This is a genomic window from Mycobacterium seoulense, assembly GCF_010731595.1.
Classification (GTDB): domain Bacteria; phylum Actinomycetota; class Actinomycetes; order Mycobacteriales; family Mycobacteriaceae; genus Mycobacterium; species Mycobacterium seoulense.
Window position 1 is genome coordinate 584,006 of the sequence record NZ_AP022582.1, and the last position, 22,727, is coordinate 606,732.

General features: G+C 70.7%; 24 protein-coding genes. 18 read left to right on the forward strand and 6 right to left on the reverse strand.

What is annotated here, in order from left to right; translation table 11 throughout:
• Positions 1-16: 16 nt before the first annotated feature.
• Positions 17-1,693, forward strand: a complete 1,677-nt coding sequence (locus G6N37_RS02890) for a ribonuclease J (RefSeq protein ID WP_163675650.1) — start codon at positions 17-19, stop codon at positions 1,691-1,693.
• Positions 1,694-1,700: 7 nt separating this feature from the next.
• On the opposite strand, the gene G6N37_RS02895 is transcribed toward G6N37_RS02890, so the two are convergent.
• The 3 genes from G6N37_RS02895 to G6N37_RS02905 are packed head-to-tail and all read right to left on the reverse strand — an operon-like array spanning position 1,701 to position 3,712.
• Complete coding sequence (locus G6N37_RS02895) at positions 1,701-2,573, reverse strand: SAM-dependent methyltransferase (RefSeq protein ID WP_163675654.1); 873 nt, start codon at positions 2,571-2,573, stop codon at positions 1,701-1,703.
• A 6-nt stretch (positions 2,574-2,579) separates the two neighbouring features.
• On the reverse strand, positions 2,580-3,401 hold the full coding sequence (locus G6N37_RS02900; protein ID WP_163684519.1) for a mycofactocin-coupled SDR family oxidoreductase: 822 nt from the start codon (positions 3,399-3,401) through the stop codon (positions 2,580-2,582).
• Positions 3,398-3,712 carry a putative quinol monooxygenase gene (locus tag G6N37_RS02905; RefSeq protein ID WP_083173903.1) on the reverse strand — a complete coding sequence of 105 codons (315 nt, stop codon included), beginning with the start codon at positions 3,710-3,712 and terminating at the stop codon, positions 3,398-3,400. Before G6N37_RS02905 ends, G6N37_RS02900 begins: the two co-directional genes overlap by 4 nt.
• A gap of 179 nt (positions 3,713-3,891) precedes the next feature.
• Between G6N37_RS02905 and G6N37_RS02910 the strand changes: the two genes are divergently transcribed.
• The gene (locus G6N37_RS02910) at positions 3,892-6,411 is read left to right on the forward strand and encodes an FtsK/SpoIIIE family DNA translocase (RefSeq protein ID WP_163675658.1); all 2,520 of its coding nucleotides are present in this window, start codon (positions 3,892-3,894) and stop codon (positions 6,409-6,411) included.
• Between the two features lie 8 nt (positions 6,412-6,419).
• Here the strand turns inward: G6N37_RS02910 and G6N37_RS02915 are convergent, their stop codons facing one another.
• Complete coding sequence (locus tag G6N37_RS02915) at positions 6,420-6,947, reverse strand: amino-acid N-acetyltransferase (RefSeq protein WP_163675661.1); 528 nt, start codon at positions 6,945-6,947, stop codon at positions 6,420-6,422.
• Positions 6,948-7,015: 68 nt separating this feature from the next.
• Here G6N37_RS02915 and pgsA point away from each other — a divergent pair, with 68 nt between their 5' ends.
• The 4 genes from pgsA to pspM all read left to right on the forward strand — a co-directional run bounded on the left by pgsA (position 7,016) and on the right by pspM (position 9,814).
• Complete coding sequence (pgsA, locus tag G6N37_RS02920) at positions 7,016-7,585, forward strand: CDP-diacylglycerol--glycerol-3-phosphate 3-phosphatidyltransferase (RefSeq protein WP_163675664.1); 570 nt, start codon at positions 7,016-7,018, stop codon at positions 7,583-7,585.
• Positions 7,586-7,701: 116 nt separating this feature from the next.
• Entirely contained in the window at positions 7,702-8,040 is a 339-nt protein-coding gene (gene clgR / locus G6N37_RS02925) for a transcriptional regulator ClgR (RefSeq protein WP_163675667.1), read from the forward strand.
• A gap of 127 nt (positions 8,041-8,167) precedes the next feature.
• Entirely contained in the window at positions 8,168-8,995 is an 828-nt protein-coding gene (gene pspA, locus G6N37_RS02930; protein ID WP_163675670.1) for a phage shock protein PspA, read from the forward strand.
• Positions 8,996-9,004: 9 nt separating this feature from the next.
• Positions 9,005-9,814: a phage shock envelope stress response protein PspM gene (gene pspM / locus G6N37_RS02935; RefSeq protein ID WP_163675673.1), complete on the forward strand. Its 810-nt coding sequence runs from the start codon at positions 9,005-9,007 to the stop codon at positions 9,812-9,814.
• Positions 9,815-9,818: 4 nt separating this feature from the next.
• Here the strand turns inward: pspM and G6N37_RS02940 are convergent, their stop codons facing one another.
• Positions 9,819-10,250 carry a limonene-1,2-epoxide hydrolase family protein gene (locus tag G6N37_RS02940; RefSeq protein WP_083173714.1) on the reverse strand — a complete coding sequence of 144 codons (432 nt, stop codon included), beginning with the start codon at positions 10,248-10,250 and terminating at the stop codon, positions 9,819-9,821.
• A gap of 53 nt (positions 10,251-10,303) precedes the next feature.
• Between G6N37_RS02940 and G6N37_RS02945 the strand changes: the two genes are divergently transcribed.
• The 7 genes from G6N37_RS02945 (at position 10,304) to G6N37_RS02975 (ending at position 15,978) form a co-directional block, all read left to right on the forward strand.
• Positions 10,304-11,470 (forward strand): glycosyltransferase, encoded by a 1,167-nt coding sequence (locus G6N37_RS02945; RefSeq protein WP_163675676.1) that lies wholly within the window; start codon positions 10,304-10,306, stop codon positions 11,468-11,470.
• 32 nt (positions 11,471-11,502) lie between these two features.
• Positions 11,503-11,766 (forward strand): hypothetical protein, encoded by a 264-nt coding sequence (locus G6N37_RS02950; protein ID WP_163675679.1) that lies wholly within the window; start codon positions 11,503-11,505, stop codon positions 11,764-11,766.
• Positions 11,767-11,809: 43 nt separating this feature from the next.
• Positions 11,810-12,004 carry a DUF3046 domain-containing protein gene (locus G6N37_RS02955; RefSeq protein ID WP_163675680.1) on the forward strand — a complete coding sequence of 65 codons (195 nt, stop codon included), beginning with the start codon at positions 11,810-11,812 and terminating at the stop codon, positions 12,002-12,004.
• A gap of 205 nt (positions 12,005-12,209) precedes the next feature.
• Positions 12,210-13,262, forward strand: coding sequence for a recombinase RecA (recA, locus tag G6N37_RS02960; protein WP_163675684.1), 1,053 nt, complete (start codon positions 12,210-12,212; stop codon positions 13,260-13,262).
• A complete protein-coding gene (recX, locus tag G6N37_RS02965) occupies positions 13,228-13,749 on the forward strand; it encodes a recombination regulator RecX (RefSeq protein WP_163675687.1) in 522 nt (173 codons plus the stop codon). Before recA ends, recX begins: the two co-directional genes overlap by 35 nt.
• Positions 13,750-13,810: 61 nt before the next feature.
• Positions 13,811-15,352, forward strand: a complete 1,542-nt coding sequence (miaB, locus tag G6N37_RS02970; RefSeq protein WP_163684521.1) for a tRNA (N6-isopentenyl adenosine(37)-C2)-methylthiotransferase MiaB — start codon at positions 13,811-13,813, stop codon at positions 15,350-15,352.
• Positions 15,340-15,978, forward strand: coding sequence for an Rv2732c family membrane protein (locus G6N37_RS02975; RefSeq protein WP_372514725.1), 639 nt, complete (start codon positions 15,340-15,342; stop codon positions 15,976-15,978). Before miaB ends, G6N37_RS02975 begins: the two co-directional genes overlap by 13 nt.
• Here the strand turns inward: G6N37_RS02975 and G6N37_RS02980 are convergent.
• Positions 15,975-17,336: a DUF349 domain-containing protein gene (locus tag G6N37_RS02980; RefSeq protein WP_163675689.1), complete on the reverse strand. Its 1,362-nt coding sequence runs from the start codon at positions 17,334-17,336 to the stop codon at positions 15,975-15,977. The two genes, G6N37_RS02975 and G6N37_RS02980, sit on opposite strands and share 4 nt — an antisense overlap.
• 399 nt (positions 17,337-17,735) lie before the next feature.
• Between G6N37_RS02980 and G6N37_RS02985 the strand changes: the two genes are divergently transcribed.
• The 5 genes from G6N37_RS02985 to hflX are packed head-to-tail and all read left to right on the forward strand — an operon-like array spanning position 17,736 to position 22,705.
• Positions 17,736-18,704, forward strand: coding sequence for a DMT family transporter (locus G6N37_RS02985; protein ID WP_163675692.1), 969 nt, complete (start codon positions 17,736-17,738; stop codon positions 18,702-18,704).
• Positions 18,705-18,739: 35 nt separating this feature from the next.
• The gene (locus tag G6N37_RS02990) at positions 18,740-19,429 is read left to right on the forward strand and encodes a class III extradiol ring-cleavage dioxygenase family protein (protein ID WP_163675695.1); all 690 of its coding nucleotides are present in this window, start codon (positions 18,740-18,742) and stop codon (positions 19,427-19,429) included.
• Between the two features lie 7 nt (positions 19,430-19,436).
• Positions 19,437-20,360 (forward strand): tRNA (adenosine(37)-N6)-dimethylallyltransferase MiaA, encoded by a 924-nt coding sequence (miaA, locus tag G6N37_RS02995; protein ID WP_163684523.1) that lies wholly within the window; start codon positions 19,437-19,439, stop codon positions 20,358-20,360.
• Positions 20,361-20,364: 4 nt separating this feature from the next.
• Positions 20,365-21,237 carry a diaminopimelate epimerase gene (gene dapF / locus G6N37_RS03000; RefSeq protein ID WP_163675697.1) on the forward strand — a complete coding sequence of 291 codons (873 nt, stop codon included), beginning with the start codon at positions 20,365-20,367 and terminating at the stop codon, positions 21,235-21,237.
• Between the two features lie 46 nt (positions 21,238-21,283).
• The gene (gene hflX / locus G6N37_RS03005) at positions 21,284-22,705 is read left to right on the forward strand and encodes a GTPase HflX (RefSeq protein WP_163675699.1); all 1,422 of its coding nucleotides are present in this window, start codon (positions 21,284-21,286) and stop codon (positions 22,703-22,705) included.
• Positions 22,706-22,727 lie beyond the last annotated feature (22 nt).

The window sequence follows — 22,727 nt, forward strand, 5'->3', positions numbered from 1 at the left end:
AAAGGGTGGCCCGTAAGTGGATGTAGACCTCGCCCCGCCCGGTCCTTTGACCACTGGCGGGTTGCGGGTCACCGCGCTGGGCGGCATCAGCGAAATCGGCCGCAACATGACGGTTTTCGAGCATCTCGGCCGGCTGCTGATCATCGACTGCGGGGTGATGTTCCCCACCCACGACGAGCCCGGGGTGGACCTGATCCTGCCCGACCTGCGCCATATCTCCGACCGGCTCGACGACATCGAGGCGCTGGTGCTGACCCATGCGCACGAGGACCACATCGGCGGCATCCCGTTCCTGCTCAAGCTGCGGCCCGACATTCCGGTCGTCGGGTCGAAGTTCACCCTGGCGCTGGTCGCCGCCAAATGCCGCGAGCACCGGCTCAAGCCGGTGTTCGTCGAGGTCGGCGAGCGACAGCGGAGTACGCACGGCGTCTTCGAGTGCGAATACTTCGCCGTCAACCACTCCATCCCCGACGCGCTGGCGATCGCCGTGCACACCGGCGCGGGAACCGTGCTGCACACCGGCGACATCAAGCTCGACCAGCTTCCCCTCGACGGCCGGCCCACCGATCTGCCCGGCATGTCGCGCCTGGGTGACGCCGGGGTTGACCTGTTCCTGTGCGACTCCACCAACTCCGAGATCCCGGGTGTGGGGCCGTCGGAGAGCGAAGTGGGGCCGACGCTGCACCGGCTGATCCGGGGCGCCGAGGGCCGCGTCATCGTGGCGTGCTTCGCCTCCAACGTCGACCGCGTGCAGCAGATCATCGACGCGGCGGTGGCTTTGGGCCGGCGGGTGTCGTTCGTCGGGCGGTCGATGGTGCGCAACATGGGCATCGCCCGCGAACTCGGATTTCTGCGGGTGGCCGACTCCGACGTGATCGACATCGGCGCCGCCGAGATGATGCCGCCCGAGCGGGTGGTGCTGATCACCACCGGCACCCAGGGCGAACCCATGTCGGCGTTGTCGCGGATGTCGCGCGGCGAGCATCGCAGCATCACCCTCACCGCGGGGGACCTGATCGTGCTGGCGTCGTCGCTGATCCCCGGCAACGAGGAGGCGGTCTACGGGGTGATCGATGAGCTCGCCAGGATCGGGGCCCGCGTCGTCACCAACGCCCAAGCGCGCGTGCATGTTTCGGGTCACGCGTATGCCGGCGAGCTGTTGTTCCTCTACAACGGCGTGCGGCCGCGCAACGTCATGCCGGTGCACGGCACCTGGCGGATGCTGCGCGCCAACGCCAAGCTGGCGGCCAGCACCGGGGTGCCGGAGGAGTCGATCCTGTTGGCCGAGAACGGCGTCAGCGTCGACCTGGTCGCCGGCACGGCGTCGATCGCCGGGGCGGTACCGGTCGGCAAGATGTTCGTCGACGGCCTGATCAACGGCGACGTCGGCGACATCACGCTGGGGGAACGGCTCATTCTGTCGTCGGGTTTCGTCGCGGTGACCGTGGTCGTCCAGCGCGGCACCGGGCGTCCGGTGACCGCGCCGCACCTGTATTCGCGCGGGTTCTCCGAAGATCCCAAGGCGCTGGAACCCGCCGGGCGCCGCGTCGAGGAGGAGCTGGAATTGCTGGCCGCCGAGAGCATCACCGACCCCGGCCGCATCGCCCAGGCCGTGCGCCGCACCGTCGGCAAGTGGGTGGGCGAGACGTACCGCCGGCAACCGATGATCGTGCCGACGGTCATCGAGGTCTGAACCGGCGCTACAACTTCTCCGCGTAGGCCGACCATTCCAGTTGCGAGGCGGTGAGTTTGCGGCCGGTGGGCTCGACGTAGCGCTGGAGGAGTTCGTCGGGACCGGCCTGCTCCAGCAGCCGCCAACCGTATTCGCCGATGAACGCGCCGACCTCGTCGGGCTGTAGCCCGAAATGCCACAGCTGCCGCCGCTGGCGGACGCTGCGATAGAGCGTGCGGGTGCCGTAGCGATTCGTGCCGTCGATGAAATCCCGCCGGACGTAGGTGAAAACCAAACGGCTGCCCGGCGCGGCCGCGCGCAGCCCCTCCAACGTTCGGCGGACGGTGGCTTCCGTCAGGTATTGGGTGACGCCCTCGCAGATGAAGAACGTCCGGTAGTCGGTGTGATATCCGTGCTCGGCCAGGGCGGTGAGCAGGTCGTCGCGCTCGAGGTCCAACGCCACCTGCCGCACCGACATCGGTGGCCCGCCCAGCACCCGCCGGACCGTCTGCACCTTCCTGGCGACGTTGACCGGCAGGTCGACCTCGAAGACGGGGACGCGGACCTGCCGCGTCAACAGGTAGGCGCGGGTGTCCAACCCGGCGCCCAGGATGACCACCGCGTCGATGCCGTCGAGCGCCTCGGTGAGCTTGTCGCCGATGAACCGCTTGCGGCAGGCCAGGTTCGCCCACAAACCGCGGCCCGTCCACTCCGATCCGCGGATCATCAGGCGGCGCACCGGCGCCACGCGGGTCGCCGCGACGAGCCAGCGCAGCGGCGCAGGCAGGAACAGTTCGGCGAGGTCGTCGTCCACCAGCCGCCGGCCCGCCGGCTCGTTGTGTTCGACGGCCGCCAATACCATCGGTCCGAAGGCGGTCTGCGCGGCGGGATTTCGTGCCATGCGCGGCTACTTGTTCAGGAAACCGGCATCGACGGGCAACGTCACGCCGGTGATGTAGCGGGCCTGGTCGGACACCAGCCACGCCACCGCGTTGGCGACGTCTTCGACCTGCAGCACCTCCACCGGCATGGCGTTGCCCATGGCTCCCGGGGTGTCGGTCGCGGCGGCCATCTTGGCCAGCCACTCCCGGGTGAACTCGTTGTTGATCATCGGGGTTTCGACTCCGGACGGGTGGATCGAGTTGACCCGAATATACTGCGTCGCAAGCAGGTTGGCGTATACCCGCATCAAGCCCACCACGCCGTGCTTGGCGGCGGCATAGCCGACGGAACCCGCGTCCGGGCTGCCGACGCCGGCCAGGCCGGCGCTCGAGCTGATCAGCACGATCGAGCCCCCGGTGCCCTGCTTGACCATGGTCGGGATGGCGGCCTTGATGGTGTTGTAGACGCCGGTGAGGTTGACGTCGATGACGTCGCGCCAGCCGTCGTCACCGGACTGCATCGGAGCGATGCCGGCGTTGGCCACGACGATGTCGAGCCGGCCGAACTCGTCCAGGCCCCGCTGCAGCGCGGCCGACAGCGACGCCCGCTCGCGCACGTCGCCACGGGCGGCCACGATCCGAGCGCCGGTGTCCTCGACCAGCTTGACGGTCTCCGCCAGGTCGTCCTCGGTGGCCAGGGGGTAGGGGACACTGGCGATCTGATCGCACAGGTCGACGGCGATGATGTTCGCGCCGTCGCCGGCGAGCCGCACCGCGTGTGCGCGTCCCTGCCCGCGCGCCGCGCCGGTGATGAACGCGACCTTGCCTTCGAGTGGCCGGGTCATCAGGACCGGAGCTGACCCTTGTCCGGGTCGCCCGCGACAACCGGCTGCAGCATCTTGATGTCCGGCGCCCCGGCCAGGTGCTCGCCGGCCGCGCCGAACATCTTGCCGATGGCCGGCGCGGTGCTGTGGGCCTTGAGCGCCTCTTCGTCGGCCCACTGCTCGACGAAGACGAAGGTCTCGCCCGATTGGTGCAGCGAGTACAACTGGCAGCCCGGTTCGTTGTGCACTTCCTCCACCGCCTGCGTGAGGATGTCACGAACGGTGTCGACCGACTCGGGTTTGACGGTCATGGTGGCGACGACGACGACGGGCATGCTGGGGCCTCCTGGGGGCATACGGGGTGGGTGACGCGCATGACTTCTGTTATCCAGATCACCGCTTGTCTACCCTACTCACGCGACATCCCCGCCAAGCCGCCAGATGGCTCACAACCCAAACCGTTACCAGTGTGGCGGGTGGTGTAGATGATGTCGATGCGACTACCCTTGCCGTCATGGCTAACAAGACCGCCGCCCGCTCCAAAGCCAGAACGAGCAGGTCAAAGGCCCCTTCGCGGAGCGGGTCGGGGCGCGCGCGGCCGGCGGCACCCCGCAAGCGGCCGGGCAGGCCCGCCAGGCGGCGCAACCATTCGCTGCTGGTGGCCGCCGGGCTGACCGGCGGCCGCGCCCTGCGCGCCACCTGGCTGATGGCCGCGCGCAGCACCGGCGGCGCGGCCCGGTCGATCGGGCGGGCCCGAGACATCGACCCGGGACACCGCCGCGACGGGATCGCGCTGATGCTCCTCGGCCTGTCCGTCGTGGTCGCGGCGAGCTCCTGGTTCAACGCCGCCCGCCCGGTCGGCGCGTGGGTCGACACGTTGTTGCGCACCTTCATCGGGGCGGGCGTCCTGGCGCTGCCCGTCGTCACGGCCGCGGTGGCGGTCGCGCTGATGCGCACCCAGCCCAACCCCGACGCGCGGCCCAGGCTGATCCTGGGCGCCACCCTGATCGCCCTGTCCGCGCTCGGCCTGCGCCACCTGTGGTCCGGCTCGCCCGAAGACCCCGAAGCGCGGCGGCGCGCGGCGGGATTCATCGGGTTCGCCATCGGCGGCCCGCTGTCGGACGGGCTGACGGCCTGGATCGCCGCGCCGTTGTTGTTCATCGGCTTCATGTTCGGCCTGCTGCTGCTGACCGGGACCACCATCCGCGAGGTGCCCGACGCGGTGCGCAACATGTTCGGCGCCCGGCTGCTCGGCGATGACGACGATTACGACTACGACGACTACGGCGACTACGGCGATCACGACGATGCGGATTCCCTTGCCGCCGAAGACTTCTCCGACGGCTACTACGACCAGGGCCCGCCGGTCCCCGACAACGGGCCGCAGGCCTGGTCGGCGGCGGACCCGGCCCCGGCCCCGGCCCCGGCCCTGCGGGACAACGAGGACGACATTCCCACCACGCCGGAGCCCGCCATCGGGAAGGGCCGCCGTCGTGACAAGAAGAAGACCGAGGTGCTGGACCGGGTCGTCGAGGGGCCCTACACCCTGCCGTCGATGAGCCTGCTGGTGGCGGGCGACCCGCCCAAGAAGCGCAGCGCCGCCAACAACGTCATGGCCGAGGCCATCGGCGAGGTGCTCACCCAGTTCAAGGTCGACGCCGCCGTCACCGGCTGCACCCGGGGTCCGACCGTCACCCGCTACGAGGTCGAGCTGGGCCCCGGCGTGAAGGTGGAGAAGATCACCGCGCTGCAGAAGAACATCGCCTACGCGGTGGCCACCGAGAGCGTGCGCATGCTGGCGCCGATCCCCGGCAAGTCCGCCGTGGGCATCGAGGTGCCCAACACCGACCGGGAAATGGTGCGGCTGGCCGACGTGCTGACCGCGCCGTCCACCCGCCGCGACCACCACCCGCTGGTGATCGGGCTGGGCAAGGACATCGAGGGCGACTTCATCTCGGCCAACCTGGCCAAGATGCCGCACCTGCTGGTCGCGGGCTCGACCGGGTCCGGCAAGTCCAGCTTCGTCAACTCCATGCTGGTGTCGTTGCTGACCCGGGCCACCCCGGAGGAGGTCAGGATGATCCTGATCGACCCGAAGATGGTGGAGCTGACGCCGTACGAGGGCATCCCGCACCTGATCACCCCGATCATCACCCAGCCCAAGAAGGCCGCCGCCGCGCTGGCCTGGCTGGTCGAGGAGATGGAGCAGCGCTACCAGGACATGCAGGCCTCCCGGGTGCGCCACATCGACGACTTCAACGAGAAGGTGCTGTCGGGGGCCATCACCGCGCCGCTGGGCAGCCAGCGCGAATACCGGCCCTACCCGTACATCGTGGCGATCGTCGACGAGCTGGCCGACCTGATGATGACCGCCCCCCGCGACGTCGAGGACGCGATCGTGCGGATCACGCAGAAGGCCCGCGCGGCGGGGATCCACCTGGTGCTGGCCACCCAGCGCCCGTCGGTGGACGTGGTCACCGGGCTCATCAAGACCAACGTGCCGTCCCGGCTGGCGTTCGCCACGTCGTCGCTCACCGACAGCCGGGTGATCCTGGACCAGGCCGGCGCGGAGAAGCTGATCGGCATGGGCGACGGCCTGTTCCTGCCGATGGGCGCGAGCAAGCCGCTGCGCCTGCAGGGCGCCTACATCACCGACGAGGAGATCCACGCCGTCGTCAACGCCTGCAAGGACCAGGCCGAGCCCGAGTACACCGAGGGCGTCACCGCGGCCAAGCCCACCGGTGAACGCACCGACGTCGACCCGGACATCGGTGACGACATGGACGTGTTCTTGCAGGCCGTCGAGCTGGTGGTGTCCAGCCAGTTCGGCTCCACCTCGATGCTGCAGCGCAAGCTGCGCGTCGGCTTCGCCAAGGCCGGCCGGCTGATGGACCTGATGGAGACCCGCGGCATCGTCGGGCCCAGCGAGGGATCCAAGGCGCGCGAGGTGCTGGTCAAGCCCGACGAGCTGGCCGGAACGCTGGCGTTGATCCGCGGCGGCAGCGACGCCGACGGCGGCGACCCCGAGGACTAGCGGACCCGCTACAGCACCAGCAGCATCCGGGAGTTGCCCAGGATGTTGGGCTTGACGTAGCTCAGGTCCAGGAACTCGGCGACGCCGATGTCGTAGGAGCGGCACATCTCCTCGAACACCTCGGCGGTCACCGGCGTGCCCTCGATCTCTGTGAACCCGTGCTTGCCGAAGAACTCGGTCTCGAACGTCAGCACGAACAGGCGCTTGAGCTGCAGCTCGCGCGCGACCTCCAGCAGCCGGTCGACGATCGCGTGCCCGATGCCGTGGCCGGTCGTCGCCGGGTCGACCGCGACCGTGCGGATCTCACCCAGGTCGGACCACATCACGTGCAGCGCACCGCAGCCGACAACCTCGCCGCCACGCTCGGCCACCCAGAATTCCTGGACGGCCTCGTAGAGCGTCACCAGGTTCTTCTCCAGCAGGATCTTGCCTGCGTAGGTGTCGACGAGTCGCTTGATGGCGGGGACATCGGAGGTTCGCGCGCGCCGCACCACAGTGTCCTGCGAACTTTCGGTCACGGCTAACAGTATCGGCATCGGGCACGGGTGCGCTGGTCAACAGTTATTCTGTTGCGGTGTCGGGGCAGCCGCAAGCGGGTCCACCGATGGGACCGCCAGGCCGCGTCCACATCGCAAACCTCGCCAACACACTGACGCTGCTGCGGCTGGTCTTGGTCCCGGTCTTCCTGCTCGCGCTGTTCGCCAAGGACGGCCACGAGATCGCCTTCCGGATCGTGGCTTTCGTCATCTTCACGCTCGCGGTCATCACCGATCGGCTGGACGGCCTGCTCGCCCGCAACTATGGAATGGCAACCGAATTCGGCGCTTTCGTCGATCCGATCGCCGACAAGACGCTGGTCGGGTCGGCGTTGATCGGGCTGTCGATGCTCGGCGACCTGCCCTGGTGGGTCACGGTGGTGATCATGGCCCGGGAGGTCGGGGTGACCGTGCTGCGGCTGGCCGTGATTCGCCGCGGGGTCATCCCGGCCAGTTGGGGCGGCAAGCTCAAGACCGTGGTGCAGGCCGTGGCGATCGGCTTGTTCATCCTGCCGCTGTCCGGGCCCTTCCGGGTGACGGCCGCCGTGGTGATGGGAGTGGCCATCGTCCTGACGATCGTCACCGGCATCGATTACGTGGTGTCGACCGTCAGGGAAGTGCGCCGGACGGCGGACTGATTCTCGGGCCGCCGAACGGGAACCAACACCCCGCCGCTCGCGTTTCACCTAATGAGCGCCTGCCGGACGGGGCCGATTTCGCTCCGGGCGGGCTGACTGGACGAAGGAGGGCAGAAATGCCGCCATTGGTGCGCGAGGTCATCGGCGACGTGCTGCGGGAGGCCCGGATGACGCAGGGCCGGACGCTGCGCGAGGTTTCCGATTCGGCGCGGGTGAGCCTCGGTTATCTGTCCGAGGTCGAGCGCGGGCGCAAGGAACCCTCCAGCGAACTGCTCAACGCGATCTGCGAGGCGTTGGAGATGCCGCTGTCGTCGGTGCTGACTGACGCCGGCGAGCGGATGGCCGGGGTGGAACGGGCCGCACGCGAGGCGCCCGCCGACGGATTGCGCGGTCCCAGCATCGACGCCGACACCAAGGTCGTCATCCCGCCGGTGGCGTCGCTGGCGATCGCCTGAACGCCGCCCGGCGCAAGGATCCAGCGCCAGGGGTAGGGCGATCGGCGCCGACCCACTAAATTGAGCGACAAGCGACGGCCCATCCGGGGGCCATCCGGCCCACAAGAAGCGAAGGTGGAGCTCACTCATGGCCAATCCGTTCGTCAAAGCGTGGAAGTACCTCATGGCGCTGTTCAACGCGAAGATCGACGAGCACGCCGACCCCAAGGTGCAGATCCAGCAGGCCATCGAGGAAGCGCAACGCACGCATCAGGCGCTGACCCAGCAGGCCGCGCAGGTGATCGGCAACCAGCGCCAGCTGGAGATGCGGCTCAACCGCCAACTCGCCGACATCGAGAAGCTGCAGGTCAACGTGCGTCAGGCGTTGACGCTGGCCGACCAGGCCACCGCCGCCGGTGACGCCGCCAAGGCCACCGAATACAACAACGCCGCGGAGGCGTTCGCCGCCCAGTTGGTGACCGCCGAGCAGGGCGTCGAGGACCTCAAGACGCTGCACGATCAGGCGCTGAGCGCGGCCGCGCAGGCCAAGAAGGCGGTCGAGCAGAACGCGATGGTGCTGCAGCAGAAGATCGCCGAACGCACCAAGCTGCTCAGCCAGCTCGAGCAGGCGAAGATGCAGGAACAGGTCAGCGCCTCGCTGCGCTCGATGAGCGAGATCGCCGCGCCGGGCAACGTGCCCAGCCTCGACGAGGTGCGCGACAAGATCGAACGCCGCTACGCCAACGCGATCGGCTCCGCCGAGCTCGCGCAGGGATCGGTGCAGGGCCGCATGCTCGAGGTCGAACAGGCCGGGGTGCAGATGGCCGGCCATTCCCGGCTGGAGCAGATCCGCGCGTCGATGCGCGGCGAAGCGTTGCCGACCGGCGGGACGCCCGCCGCCGGGGCCACTCCGGCGACGCCCGCGCCCGCCGAGACCACCGGCGGCGCCGCCACCGAGAAGCCCTTTGGCCAGTAACCCGGTGCCGTGACGGTGAGCGAGACGCAGCGCGGGCTCTGGCGCACGCTGCTGGGGCGCGGGCTGGCCACCGCCGCCGACCTTTCCGACCTGGTGGCCCGAAAGCTCAGCGCCGCCGCGGATCCCCGTGCGCGACAGCTGCGGCGGCGTCGCCGCGCCCTGCGGTGGGGCCTGATATTCGCCGTTGGCTGCGTGTTCTGGGCGGTGGTGACGATGCTGCTGGCGGCCTGGGGGTGGTTCGCGCTGTTGCTGGAGATCACCGGCGCGGTCTCCGTCGTCATGGCCATCCCGGCGACGCTGCTGTTGCTGCGCTACCGGTGGCTGCGTTCCGAGCCGCTGCCCACACCCCGCCCGACCAGCGTGCGCCGGCTGCCGCCACCCGGCTCGGCGGCGCGGCCCGCCATGTACGCGCTCGGCGCCTCCGAACGCGGGTTCCTCTCGCTGCTGAACGTCATCGAGCGGGGCTCGATGTTGCCGACCGCCGAGATCCGCGACCTGACCGCGGCGGCCAACAAATCCTCGGCGGCCATGGCGGCCACCGCCGCGGAGGTGGTGTCGATGGAGCGGGCGGCGCAGTCCAGCGAATCGTCGCGGGCCTACTTGGTGCCCACCATCAACGCGTTCACCGCGCAGCTGAGCGCCGGCGTCCGCCAGTACAACGAGATGGTCACCGCCGCAGCGCAATTGGTGTCCTCGGCCCACGGCGACCAGTTGGCCGCCTCGCAGCGCTACCGCGCCGAGCTGGCCGGGGCCACCGACCGGCTGGTCGGCTGGGCGCAGGCGTTCGACGAGCTCGGCGGCCTGCGCGGGGCCAGCTAGCGGGCTAGAACGTCGCCTTCAGCGAGGGCAGCACCACCGCGGCCAGGCCGCGAAGGGTGGCCTTGAACATGTCGAAGAAGTCAAAGTAGTCGCGCCACAACGTGATTCGTCCGTCGTGGACTTCGAACACGCCGCACACCCAGAACTGGAGCCGCACGGGGCCGAAGATCAGGGCGTCGGTGCGCTCGGTGAGCACCGCCCCGCCGTCGGCGGCGATGCGATGGATCTTCACCTCGAAGGCGGCGCGGCCGTCCATCTGGCGAAACAGCTTCATCGCCCTGGCCCGGCCGTGGATCGTCGGCAGCCCGACGTTCTCGTAGACGAGGTTGTCGTCCAATGCGGCGTCGGCGGCGTCGTAATCCGCGTCCTGCAGGGCGTTCAGGAAGCCCTCGACCGTGCGGGTGTTCGCAACGGCGGTTCCGGTCGGCTCGGTCATGACCGCCAGCGTAGGCGAGCGTCGCGGTCACGCGCTGTGGCAGGGTAAGCCCGATGCGTGTCGCCGTGGTCGCCGGGCCGGATCCCGGTCACTCGTTCCCCGCGATCGCGCTGTGCCAACGTTTCGCCGCAGCCGGCGACGAGCCCACGCTGTTCACCGGCGCCGAATGGGTGGACACCGCCCGCGCCGCCGGCATCGCCGCCGCGCCGCTGGACGGGCTGGCGGCCACCGACGACGACGTGGACGCCGGGGCCCGAATCCACCGGCGCGCGGCGCGGATGGCCGTGCTCAACGTGCCCGCGCTGCGCGACCTGGCGCCCGACCTGGTGGTGTCCGACGTCATCACCGCCGGCGGCGGCATGGCCGCGGAGCTGTTGGGCATCCCGTGGATCGAACTCGACCCGCATCCGCTCTACCTGCCGTCGAAGGGATTGCCGCCGATCGGCAGCGGGCTGGCCCCGGGCACCGGCATCCGCGGCCGGCTCCGCGACGCCACGATGCGCGCGCTCACCGCGCGGTCCTGGCGCGCGGGCCTGCGCCAGCGCGCCGCGGTGCGGGTCGGGATCGGGCTGCCGGCCCGCGACCCCGGGCCGCTGCGCCGCCTGATCGCCACCTTGCCGGCCCTCGAGGTGCCGCGGCCGGACTGGCCGGCGGAGGCCGTGTTGGTGGGCCCGCTGCACTTCGAACCGACCGACCGGGTGCTCGAAATCCCGGCGGGTTCCGGGCCGGTGCTGGTGGTCGCGCCGTCGACCGCGTCGACCGGGACCGAGGGGCTGGCCGAGCTTGCGCTGGCCCGGCTGCGGCCGGGGGAGACGCTGCCGGCCGGATCGCGGCTGGTGGTCTCGCGGCTCGGGGGCGTGGATCTGCAGGTGCCGCCGTGGGCGGTGGTCGGGCTGGGCAGCCAGGCCGAGTTGTTGAGGCACGCCGACCTGGTGATCTGCGGCGGCGGCCACGGCATGGTGGCCAAGACGCTGCTGGCGGGGGTGCCGCTCGTGGCGGTGCCCGGGGGCGGGGATCAGTGGGAGATGGCCAATCGGGTGGTCCGGCAGGGCAGCGGGCGGCTGATCCGGCCCCTGACCGCCGAAGCGCTGGTGGCCGCGGTGAACGAGGTCCTGTCGTCGCCCCGTTACCGGCAGGCCGCCCGGGCCGCCGCCGCCAGCATCGCCGGCGTGGCCGATCCGGTCCGGGTGTGCCACGAAGCGCTCGCCCTTACGGAATGATTGGCCGGGTCCGCGAAAGGAGGGCAACGGCGATGAGGACGATCGCGGCCGGCGGGCTGCTTCTCGCCCTGATGGTCAGCGCGGGCGTCGCCCACGCCGACAGCGGAGACGAGCAGCAGGCCTGCCAGTTGATGGACGATCCGGCGGCCGCTGAGCAGGGACTCGCACCGGTCGAATACGCCTTCATGCAATTGCGCGCCAGGATGTCGGCGGAGCGGGCGCGGACCATCATGTCCGTGGCGGTGCAGGACTACTGCCCCAACCACCTGGCGGACCTGCCGGCGAGCTGGCGGTGACGCGGCCGGTGTCCGATCGTGGGCCGGTGGGTATCTTGCTGGCGTGCGGCTAACGGAATTCAACGAGCGCGTCGTGCTGCGATTCGGTGCGGCATACGGCTCTTCGGTGCTGGCGGACCACGTGCTGACCGTGTTCGGCGGCCGCACCGCCGCCCAGGCGATCGAGGACGGGATCGAGCCCCGCGACGTGTGGCGGGCCCTGTGCGTCGACTTCGACGTGCCGCGCGACCAGTGGTGACGCCCGCCGATTATTCGTAGGGCGCCGGTTCGGCGGCAGATGGTGCCACTCGCGGGGGTGGGTTCGGCGTGTCCGCTTGAATCGAACAGGTGTTCGGCTACTGTGGGAAACGTTCGGTGAGTCAATTTGTCGGTGGCCTTCTCTAGTGTCACGGCCAACCGACCGACACCGGTCACCGAACACACCGAACCATAGGAGAGGCACCATGGCGCAAGCCCCCGACCGCGAGAAGGCTCTCGAACTGGCGATGGCCCAGATCGAAAAGAGCTACGGCAAAGGCTCGGTGATGCGTCTCGGCGACGAGATGCGTCAGCCGATCTCGGTCATCCCGACCGGATCCATCGCACTGGACGTGGCCCTGGGCATCGGCGGCCTGCCCCGTGGCCGGGTCGTGGAGATCTACGGCCCGGAATCCTCGGGTAAGACCACCGTCGCCCTGCATGCGGTGGCCAACGCCCAGGCCGCCGGTGGCGTCGCGGCGTTCATCGACGCCGAGCACGCCCTGGACCCCGATTACGCCAAAAAGCTCGGCGTGGACACCGATTCCCTGCTGGTCAGCCAGCCCGACACGGGGGAGCAGGCCCTCGAGATCGCCGACATGCTGATCCGCTCCGGCGCGCTGGACATCCTGGTCATCGACTCGGTGGCGGCGCTGGTGCCGCGCGCGGAGCTCGAGGGCGAGATGGGCGACAGCCACGTCGGGTTGCAGGCCCGGCTGATGAGCCAGGCGCTGCGGAAAATGACCGGCGCGCTGAACAATTCGGGCACCACCGCGATCTTCATCAACCAGTTGCGCGAGAAGATCGGGGTGATGTTCGGCAGTCCGGAAACCACCACGGGTGGAAAGGCTTTGAAGTTCTACGCGTCGGTGCGCATGGACGTGCGCCGGATCGAGACGCTCAAGGACGGCGCCAACGCGGTCGGTAACCGCACCCGCGTCAAGGTCGTCAAGAACAAGGTGGCGCCGCCGTTCAAGCAGGCCGAATTCGACATCCTCTACGGCAGGGGGATCAGCCGGGAAGGCTCGCTGATCGATATGGGTGTGGAGCAGGGCTTCATCCGCAAGTCCGGTTCCTGGTTCACCTACGAAGGCGAGCAGCTCGGTCAGGGCAAGGAGAATGCCCGCACCTTCCTGATGGAAAACGACGACGTGGCCAACGAGATCGAGAAGAAGATCAAGGAGAAGCTTGGCATTGGCGCGGTCGTGACCGATGGCTTGTCCGATGACAGCGTCCTGCCCGCCCCCGTCGATTTCTGAGCCCTCCCGCGAGGAGCAGGCGCGGACGCTGTGCCTGCGCCTGCTCACCGCGAGAGCACGCACCCGGGCCGAGCTGCACGGCCAGCTGGCCAAACGCGGATACCCCGAGGACGTCAGCGCATCCGTGCTCGACCGGCTCGCCGCCGTCGGCCTGATCGACGATGCCTACTTCGCCGAACAGTGGGTGGCGGTCCGCCGGGCAAAGGCGGGGAAGAGCAAGCGGGCCCTGGCCGCTGAACTGCACACCAAAGGCGTCGACAGGGACGTGATCGCCGCTGCGCTGTCGGGGATCGACGCCGGCGCCGAACGGGACCGGGCCGAGGAGCTGGTGCGGGCCAAGCTGCGCCGGGAGACACTGGCCGGCGATGACGCGCGAGTGACCCGCCGGCTGGTCGGAATGCTGGCGCGTCGTGGCTACAGCCAGAACCTGGCGTGCGAGGTCGTGCTCGCCGAACTGGCCGCCGAACGGGAGCGCCGCCGGGTCTAGCCCGGTGACGTGCGGTTTCTCGCCCGCCGACCGGTCGCCGTACCATGGCCCCGTGACTTCGATGGTGGTGCGGGACGCTGCGGGCGTGGCCGGCGGCGCGGGGCCTGCGCGCACCTACCAGGTCCGCACCTACGGCTGCCAGATGAACGTCCACGACTCCGAGCGGTTGGCGGGTCTGCTGGAGGCGGCGGGCTACCGGCGGGCGGCGGCGGACGCCGACGCCGACGTGGTCGTGTTCAACACCTGCGCCGTCCGCGAGAACGCCGACAACAAGCTGTACGGCAACCTCAGCCACCTGGCCCCGCGTAAACGCGGCAACCCCGAGATGCAGATCGCGGTCGGGGGTTGCCTGGCCCAAAAGGACCGCGACGCGTTGCTGCGCAAGGCGCCTTGGGTCGACGTCGTCTTCGGCACGCACAACCTCGGATCGCTGCCCACGCTGCTCGAACGGGCCCGGCACAACAAGGCCGCCCAGGTCGAGATCGCCGAGTCGCTGCAGCAATTCCCGTCGTCGCTGCCGAGCGCGCGCGAATCCGCTTACGCTGCTTGGGTTTCCGTCTCGGTCGGGTGCAACAACAGCTGCACCTTCTGCATCGTCCCCTCGTTGCGGGGCAAGGAGGTCGACCGGAGCCCGGTCGACATCCTGGCCGAGGTGCGCGCGCTGGTGGCCGACGGCGTGCTCGAGGTGACGCTGCTGGGCCAGAACGTCAACGCCTACGGCGTCTCCTTCGCCGACCCGGCGCTGCCCCGGGATCGCGGCGCCTTCGCGCGGCTGCTGCGGGCCTGCGGGGACATCGACGGGCTGGAACGGGTGAGATTCACCTCCCCGCATCCCGCCGAATTCACCGACGACGTCATCGATGCCATGGCACAGACGCCGAATGTCTGCCCGGCCCTGCACATGCCGCTGCAGTCGGGCTCCGACCGGGTGCTGCGGGCGATGCGGCGCTCGTATCGCGCCGAGCGCTACCTCGGCATCATCGACCGCGTCCGCGCGGCCATGCCCCACGCCGCCATCACCACCGACCTGATCGTCGGGTTCCCCGGTGAGACCGAGGACGACTTCGCGGCCACCCTGGAGGTGGTGCGGCAGGCCCGGTTCGCCGCCGCGTTCACCTTCCAGTACTCCAAGCGGCCCGGCACCCCGGCCGCCGAACTGGACGGGCAGCTCCCGAAAGCCGTTGTGCAGGAACGCTATGAGCGGCTGGTCGAGCTGCAGGAGCAGATCTCGCTGGAGGGCAACCGCGCGCTGGTTGGTCAGACCGTGGAACTGCTGGTCGCCGCCGGTGAGGGACGCAAGGACACCCACACCGCCCGGATGACGGGCCGCGCCCGCGACGGCCGCCTGGTGCACTTCAGCGCCGACGACCGGGTACGACCCGGCGACGTGGTCAGCGCGGTGATCACCCAGGCCGCGCCGCACCACCTCATCGCCGACGCCGGCATCCTCAGCCATCGCCGCACCCGCGCGGGAGACGCCCACGCCGCCGGGCAGCGCCCGGGCGGCATCGGTCTCGGCATGCCCGCCGTCGGACCGCCCACCGGCCCCACAGAACCCACAGAACCCACAGAACCCACAGAACCCCTTGGATGTGCGCGATGAACGAAGAACACCCCGACTTCCACGCCCTGCGGACCGAAATCGAGGCCGCCGAGCGCCGCGTGGCGCGCGGATTCGACCCGGGCCCACGCGGTTTCGTCGTGGCGATCCTGGTCTTCGTGCTGCTGGGATCGTTCATCCTGCCGCACACCGGTGCGGTGCGGGGCTGGGACGTGCTGTTCAGCAGCCACGGCGCCGGCGCGGCCGCGGTGGCGTTGCCGTCGCGGGTCTTCGCCTGGCTGGCGCTGGTGTTCGGCGTCGGGTTCTCCATGCTGGCGTTGGTGACGCGGCGCTGGGCGCTGGCCTGGATCGCGCTGGCGGGCTCGGCGCTCGCCGGGGCGGCGGGGCTGCTGGCCATCTGGTCGCGCCAGACGGTGGCCGCGGGGCATCCGGGCCCCGGGGTGGGGCTGATCGCCGCGTGGATCGTCGTCCTCGTGCTGACCTATCAGTGGGCCCGGGTGGTGTGGTCGCGCACCATCGTGCAACTCGCGGCCGAGGAGCAGCGGCGCCGCGTCGCGGCGCACCAGCAGTCGAAAACGCTGCTCGACAGCCTGGACGACACCGGGCCGGGCGCCCCGAACCGGAACGGCGGGTCGACGGACCGAGCGCCCCGGGAGCCCGGAGCCTAGGGCTTGCGGGTCAGCGCCTCGGCGGCCGCCTGCGCCCACTGCCGCCACTGCTCGGCGTTGGCCCTGGCTTCTTCGGCCTCCTTGGTGCGGCCCGCCGCCGCGGCCTTCTGGGCCTGCTGCTCGTATTGCTCGGCGCGAGTGCGGAACTGCTCGGCGCGGGCCTGCGCCTGCGGGTCCGACCAATCGGCGTCGCCGGCGTCGCGCACCTTCTTCTCGACCGCGCGCATCCGACGCTCCAATTCGGCCGACCGCTCCCGCGGCACCTTTCCGATCGCGTCCCATCTCTCGGCGATCGAGCGCAGCGCCGCCCTGGCCGCGTCGTGATTGCCGGTGTCGATCTTCTCGGCTTCGGCCAGCAGCGCCTCCTTGGCGGTGGCGTTGGCGCGCAACTCGGCATCCTTCTCCGCCGTGGCCGCGTTGCGAGCCGTGAAGAAGACGTCCTGGGCGGCCTTGAACCGCCGCCACAACGCGTCGTCGACATCCCGGGCCGCGCGGCCTGCCGCCTTCCACTCCGTGAGCAGTTTGCGGAACTCCGCGCTGGTGGCGGTCCAGTCCGTCGAGCCGGACAACTCCTCGGCCCGTTCGCAGAGTCGTTCCTTGGCCTGCCGAATGCCCAGGCGTTCGCGGTCCAGTTCGGCGAAATGCGATCCCCGCCGCCGGTTGAACGCCTCCCGCGCCGCCGAATAGCGCTTCCACAGCGCGTCATCGACCTTCCGGTCCAGGCCGCTGATGGTCTTCCACTCGTCGAGGATGGCCCGCAGCCGGTCACCGGCCGCCTTCCACTGCGTGGAGTTGGCGCCCAACTCCTCGGCCTCGGCGGCCAGCGCCTCCTTGCGCGCCGTCTGGGTGGCGCGATGCTCGTCGCGGCGGGATCGCTCCTCGGCGACGGTGGCCTCGACCTGGTCGATGAGGCTGGTCAGCCGGCGGGCCAGCGCGTCGATGTCGCCCAGTACGGCCGCCGTCGGCAGTGTCTCGGCGAGCTCGGACGCGTGGGCCTTGATCTTGCGGGCGTCACCGGTTCCCGCCGCGAGCCGCTCCTCCATGAGCGTGATCTCGGTGCTCAGGTCGTCGAAGCGGCGGCCGAAGTGGGTGAAAGCCGCTTCTCGGTCACCGGCCTGCCAGGAGCCGACGATGCGCTCGCCGTCGGCGGTGATCAGCCACACCGTGCCGTCGTCGTCGACGCGCCCGAACCGATGCGGATCGCTGGCCGGCGGCGCCGGCACGGGGTGGGTGAGGGGCCGTGGGCCCGGGCTCGGCGGCCGGGGACCGGGACGCGGTCCCGGGCGTGGCACCGGGCGCGAAACCGGTTGGGGCACCGGCCCCGCCGGGGTTCCGCCGTTCGCTTCGTCAGCCGTCATCGCTCGTCACCTACCCTTCGCGCGGTCGCTGCTCCGCGCACCTGCCGCGCGTAGCGGCACCGTGTGCTGCGCCGGTGGGCGGCCCTCGCGGCCCTCCCAACAGCTGCTCAACAGTATTCAAGCAGCTTGGCGGCCCATGCGCCGCCACCCTGACCTTCTTGCTCGGGATGCAGCGGCGCGGACGCATGGCGGCGGCCCGCGCACCGGCTTAACCGGATCGCAGCCTCACCCACAGGCCATACATAGGTTAATGACGTATCAACAGAGGGTGAATCGGTGAACGGACAGCGGCGTGGCCGACGTCATACAGTTGTTGCTGAACTGATCGCAAATATTGCGTGTATTTGCCCGTGCCCCAGGGAAAGCTGGTCGGGGCAATCGTGAGGTGAGGGGTCGCTCATGTCGAAGGTTGATGTCGCGGCGTTGATCGCAGTGTGCGCGGCGTTGGCATCCGCGGTCGGCGATGTGATCCGTCAGCGCTCCGCGCAGGAGATCACGGACAAGCAGGTCGGCCATCTCGAGCTGTTCCGCATGTCGCTGCGGGACACCCGGTGGTGGTTGGGCGGCCTGGCGGCGATCGTCAACTACAGCCTGCAGGCCGGGGCCCTGGCCTGGGGCTCGGTCGTGCTGGTGACCGCCCTGCAGGTGACGGCGTTGCTGTTCGCCCTGCCGATCTATGCCCGGCTGACCAAGCGCCGGGTGACCCGCTGGGAGTGGGCGTGGGCGGTGACCCTCGCCGGCGCCCTGGCCGTGGTGATCATCGTCGGCGACCCGGCCGCCGGCAATCAGCGCGCATCGGTCGGCACCTGGGCCGTAGTCGCCGCGGTGATGGTGCCGCTGCTGGTGGCGTGTGTGGTGGCCGCGCGAATCCGGTCGGGCAGCCCGATCGCGGCCGCGCTGCTCGCGGTGGTGGCGGGTTCGGCCTTGGCCCTGTTCGCCGTGCTCACGAAGGGCATCGTCGAGGTGGGCGAGGACGGCCCGTTGGCCGTCCTGAGCGCGCCCGAGTTCGTTCCCTGGCTGCTGCTGGCGCTGACCGGGATGATCTTCCAGCAGTCGGCGTTCCGTGCCGGAGCGCTGACGGCGTCCATGCCGACGATGACCGTGGCGAAGCCCGTGGTCGCCGGTGTGCTCGGCATCTTCGTGCTCGGCGAAACGCTGGGCGCGACCGGACCCAAGGCCCTCGTGCTGATCGCGGCGGTGGCGGTGGTGATCGTGGCGACGATCGCGCTGGCTCGCGGCGAGGCCGCCACCATGGTCGCGCAGGTCGGGCGAGACGCCGGGGACATCACGCCGGGCGCGTCGTCGTCCGAAGACGACGACGCCGGCCCTTGTAGCGATCCCATCCTGGCTGCGCCGGCCGAGGCCTGAGGCGCGCCGCCCCGGCGAAACGTTAGTTTGGTGGCGTGCTCAGCGGCATCGCGATCGTTCCGTCGGCTCCGCTGCTGGTGCCCGAGCTCGCCGGAGCGGCCGCCGCGGAGGTGACCGACCTGGCCGCCGCGGTGCTGGCGGCGGCCGTCTTGTTGCCCTCGCGCTGGACCGTCATCGGGACCGCCGGGCGCGACGACGCGTTCGGCCCCGGCGCGGCCGGCAGTTTCGCGGGCTTCGGCGCGGACGTACGGGTCGGGCTTTCCCCGCGGGCCGACGTCGGGGCGCCGGCCGACCTGCCCGTGTGCGCGTTGCTGGCCGCGTGGGTCCGGGGCGAAGTCCGGCCGGACGCCACCGCGCAGGCGCGGGTCTACGCCGCCGACCACGACGCCGAGACGGCGCTGGCCCGCGGCAGGCGCTTGCGCGCCGAGATCGACCGGTCCCCCGAGCCGATCGGGGTCCTGGTCGTGGCCGACGGCGCGAACACCCTGACACCGGCCGCCCCCGGCGGATACGACCCGGGCAACGCCGACGCGCAGCTGGCCCTCGACGACGCGCTGGCCACCGGTGACGTCTCGGCCCTGACGCGGCTGTCGCCGCAGATCCTGGGCCGGGTCGCCTTTCAGGTGCTGGCCGGCCTGGCCGAACCCGGCCCGCGATCGGCCAAGGAGCTATACCGCGGTGCCCCCTACGGCGTGGGCTACTTCGCCGGTGCCTGGCAGCTCTGAGGTGGCCGTGCGACCGCTGGCGATCATCGGCCCCACCGGAACCGGCAAGTCGCAGCTGGCGCTCGACGTCGCCGAACGGGTCGAGGGCGGCGCCGAGATCGTCAACGCCGACGCGATGCAGCTCTATCGGGGAATGGACATCGGCACCGCCAAACTGCCCGTCGACCAACGCCGCGGCATCCCGCATCACCAGCTCGACGTCCTGGACGTCACCGAGACCGCAACGGTCGCCCGCTACCAGGCCGCCGCCGCCGTGGACGTCGAGGCCATCGCCGCCCGCGGCGCCGTGCCCGTCATCGTGGGCGGCTCCATGCTCTACATCCAGTCCCTGCTCGACGACTGGTCGTTCCCCGCCACCGATCCCGCCGTGCGGGCACGCTGGGAACAGCGGCTGGCCGAGGTGGGGGTCGGCGGCCTGCACGCCGAGTTGGCCCGTCGCGACCCCGCCGCGGCCGCGGCCATCCTGCCCACCGACGCGCGGCGCACCGTCCGGGCGCTCGAGGTGGTCGAGCTGACCGGGCAGCCGTTCGCCGCGTCCGCACCCCGCATCGGCGCGCCGAGGTGGGACACCGCCATCGTCGGCTTGGATTGTGAGACAACGCTTCTCGACGAACGGCTGGCCCGCCGCACCGACGCGATGTTCGACCACGGCCTGGTCGACGAGGTGAGTGCACTGCTCGACAAGGGCCTGCGCGACGGTGTCACCGCGTCGCGCGCCCTGGGCTACGCGCAGGTGATCGAGGCGCTGGACGCCGGGGGCGGCGCCGATCGGCTGCGCGACGCGCGGGAACAGACGTACGTGGGCACCCGACGCTATGTGCGCCGCCAGCGGTCGTGGTTCCGCCGCGACCACCGGGTCCGCTGGCTGGACGCGGGCGACGCCGCCCGGCTCGTCGACGAAGCCCTGCGGGCCTGGCGCCACGTATCCTGAGCGGGTGCAATTCGCCAAGGGCCACGGCACCGAGAACGACTTCGTGCTGCTCCCGGACGCGCAGGCCACGCTCGACCTCACCGCGGCCCGGGTGGCGGCGCTGTGTGACCGGCGGCGCGGGCTGGGCGCCGACGGGGTGCTGCGCGTGACCACCGCCGGTGCCGCCCTGTCGGCCGGCGTGCTCGACCGGCTGCCGGACGGCGTGGCATCGGCCGACTGGTACATGGACTACCGCAACGCCGACGGCTCGCTCGCCCAGATGTGCGGCAACGGCGTCCGGGTGTTCGCGCACTACCTGCGGGCCAGCGGGTTGGAGGCCCGCGACGAATTCGTGGTCGGGTCGCTCGCCGGCCCCCGGCCGGTCACCGTGCACCGCGCCGATGCGGTCCGCGCCGACATCAGCGTCGAGATGGGCAAGGCCAACACGCTCGGCCCGGGTAGCGCGCTCGTCGGCGGCCGTCGGTTCACCGGCCTGGCGGTCGACGTGGGCAACCCCCACCTGGCGTGCGTGGATCCGGACCTGACCGCCGAGGAGCTGGCGACGCTGGACGTGGCGGCGCCGGTCGCATTCGACCACGCCCAGTTCCCGGACGGCGTCAACGTCGAAGTCCTGACGGCACCGGCCGACGGCGCGGTGCGGATGCGGGTGCACGAGCGGGGCGTGGGCGAAACGCGCTCATGCGGCACCGGCACGGTCGCGGCCACCGTGGCCGCCCTGGCCGCCGCCGGCGCGGCCACCGGCACCCTGACGGTGCGGGTCCCCGGCGGCGACGTCGTCGTCACCATCACCGACGCCACCAGCTACCTGCGGGGTCCCTCGGTACTGGTGGCGCACGGCGAGGTCAGCGAGGAATGGTGGAACGCGCAGGAGCGTTAATTCAAGTGCACGACGCCGATCCGCCGTGCATCATCGTGTATTGCCTATGACACAACCTGAATTCGAACATCACGCTCCCGCGGAGCCAAGCACCGGCGAACTCGCCCTGGAGGAACGGTCTGCGCTGCGCCGCGTCGCCGGTCTGTCCACCGAGCTCACCGACGTCTCCGAGGTCGAGTACCGCCAGCTCCGGCTGGAACGCGTCGTGCTGGTCGGCGTGTGGACCGACGGCACCGCCGCCGACAGCGAGGCCAGCATGGCCGAGCTGGCCGCCCTCGCGGAGACCGCCGGCTCCCAGGTGCTCGAAGGGCTCATCCAGCGCCGCGACAAGCCCGACCCGTCCACCTACATCGGCTCGGGCAAGGCGCAGGAGCTCCGCGAGGTGGTGCTGGCGACCGGCGCCGACACGGTGATCTGCGACGGTGAACTGTCCCCGGCGCAGCTGACCGCGCTGGAGAAGGCGGTGAAGGTCAAGGTCATCGACCGCACCGCGCTGATCCTCGACATCTTCGCCCAGCACGCCACCAGCCGGGAGGGCAAGGCGCAGGTATCGCTGGCCCAGATGGAGTACATGCTGCCGCGGCTGCGCGGCTGGGGTGAGTCGATGTCCCGGCAGGCCGGTGGCCGCGCCGGCGGCAGCGGGGGAGGCGTGGGCCTGCGCGGTCCGGGTGAAACCAAGATCGAGACCGACCGCCGCCGCATCCGCGAACGCATGGCCAAGCTGCGCCGCGAGATCAAGGACATGAAGCAGGTCCGCGACACCCAGCGCAGCCGCCGCCTACAGAGCGACATGCCGTCGGTCGCCATCGTCGGCTACACCAATGCCGGCAAGTCGAGCCTGCTCAACGCGCTGACCGGGGCGGGGGTCCTGGTGCAGGACGCGCTGTTCGCCACGCTGGAGCCCACCACCCGCCGCGCCGAGTTCCTTGACGGTCGCCCTTTGGTGCTCACCGACACCGTCGGATTCGTCCGCCACCTGCCCACCCAGCTGGTCGAGGCGTTCCGCTCCACGCTCGAGGAGGTCGTCGACGCCGACCTGTTGCTGCATGTGGTCGACGGCTCCGACGCCAACCCGGTGGCCCAGATCAATGCGGTGCGCGAAGTGATCTCCGAGGTCATCGCCGACCATCACGGCGACCCGCCCCCCGAGCTGCTGGTGGTGAACAAGGTCGACGCCGCCAGCGGCCTCACCCTGGCCAAGCTTCGGCACGCGCTGCCCGGCGCGGTGTTCGTCTCGGCACGCACGGGCGAGGGCATCGACGCGCTTCGGCGCCGGATGGGGGAGCTCGCCGTTCCCACCGACACGGCCGTGGACGTGGTGATTCCGTACCACCGCGGCGACCTGGTGGCCCGGCTGCACGCCGACGGGCGCGTGCAGCAGCAGGAGCACCACCCCGACGGCACCCGGATCAAGGCCCGGGTCCCGGTGGCGCTGGCCGGGCGCCTGCAAGAGTTCGCCGCCCGCTGATCTCCGCGGCGCCCCTACCCCG

Bases quoted from the DNA above. Each gene is read 5' to 3' on its own strand.
- G6N37_RS02895 (WP_163675654.1), bottom strand. From the start codon at position 2,573: ATGGCACGAAATCCCGCCGCGCAGACCGCCTTCGGACCGATGGTATTG.
- G6N37_RS02910 (WP_163675658.1), top strand. From the start codon at position 3,892: ATGGCTAACAAGACCGCCGCCCGCTCCAAAGCCAGAACGAGCAGGTCA.
- G6N37_RS02905 (WP_083173903.1), bottom strand. From the start codon at position 3,712: ATGCCCGTCGTCGTCGTCGCCACCATGACCGTCAAACCCGAGTCGGTC.
- G6N37_RS02975 (WP_372514725.1), top strand. From the start codon at position 15,340: ATGTGCGCGATGAACGAAGAACACCCCGACTTCCACGCCCTGCGGACC.
- hflX (WP_163675699.1), top strand. From the start codon at position 21,284: ATGACACAACCTGAATTCGAACATCACGCTCCCGCGGAGCCAAGCACC.
- G6N37_RS02945 (WP_163675676.1), top strand. From the start codon at position 10,304: ATGCGTGTCGCCGTGGTCGCCGGGCCGGATCCCGGTCACTCGTTCCCC.
- pspA (WP_163675670.1), top strand. From the start codon at position 8,168: ATGGCCAATCCGTTCGTCAAAGCGTGGAAGTACCTCATGGCGCTGTTC.
- recX (WP_163675687.1), top strand. From the start codon at position 13,228: ATGACAGCGTCCTGCCCGCCCCCGTCGATTTCTGAGCCCTCCCGCGAG.
- G6N37_RS02985 (WP_163675692.1), top strand. From the start codon at position 17,736: ATGTCGAAGGTTGATGTCGCGGCGTTGATCGCAGTGTGCGCGGCGTTG.
- pgsA (WP_163675664.1), top strand. From the start codon at position 7,016: ATGGGACCGCCAGGCCGCGTCCACATCGCAAACCTCGCCAACACACTG.
- clgR (WP_163675667.1), top strand. From the start codon at position 7,702: ATGCCGCCATTGGTGCGCGAGGTCATCGGCGACGTGCTGCGGGAGGCC.
- G6N37_RS02980 (WP_163675689.1), bottom strand. From the start codon at position 17,336: ATGACGGCTGACGAAGCGAACGGCGGAACCCCGGCGGGGCCGGTGCCC.
- miaB (WP_163684521.1), top strand. From the start codon at position 13,811: ATGGTGGTGCGGGACGCTGCGGGCGTGGCCGGCGGCGCGGGGCCTGCG.
- recA (WP_163675684.1), top strand. From the start codon at position 12,210: ATGGCGCAAGCCCCCGACCGCGAGAAGGCTCTCGAACTGGCGATGGCC.
- G6N37_RS02915 (WP_163675661.1), bottom strand. From the start codon at position 6,947: ATGCCGATACTGTTAGCCGTGACCGAAAGTTCGCAGGACACTGTGGTG.
- G6N37_RS02950 (WP_163675679.1), top strand. From the start codon at position 11,503: ATGAGGACGATCGCGGCCGGCGGGCTGCTTCTCGCCCTGATGGTCAGC.
- G6N37_RS02940 (WP_083173714.1), bottom strand. From the start codon at position 10,250: ATGACCGAGCCGACCGGAACCGCCGTTGCGAACACCCGCACGGTCGAG.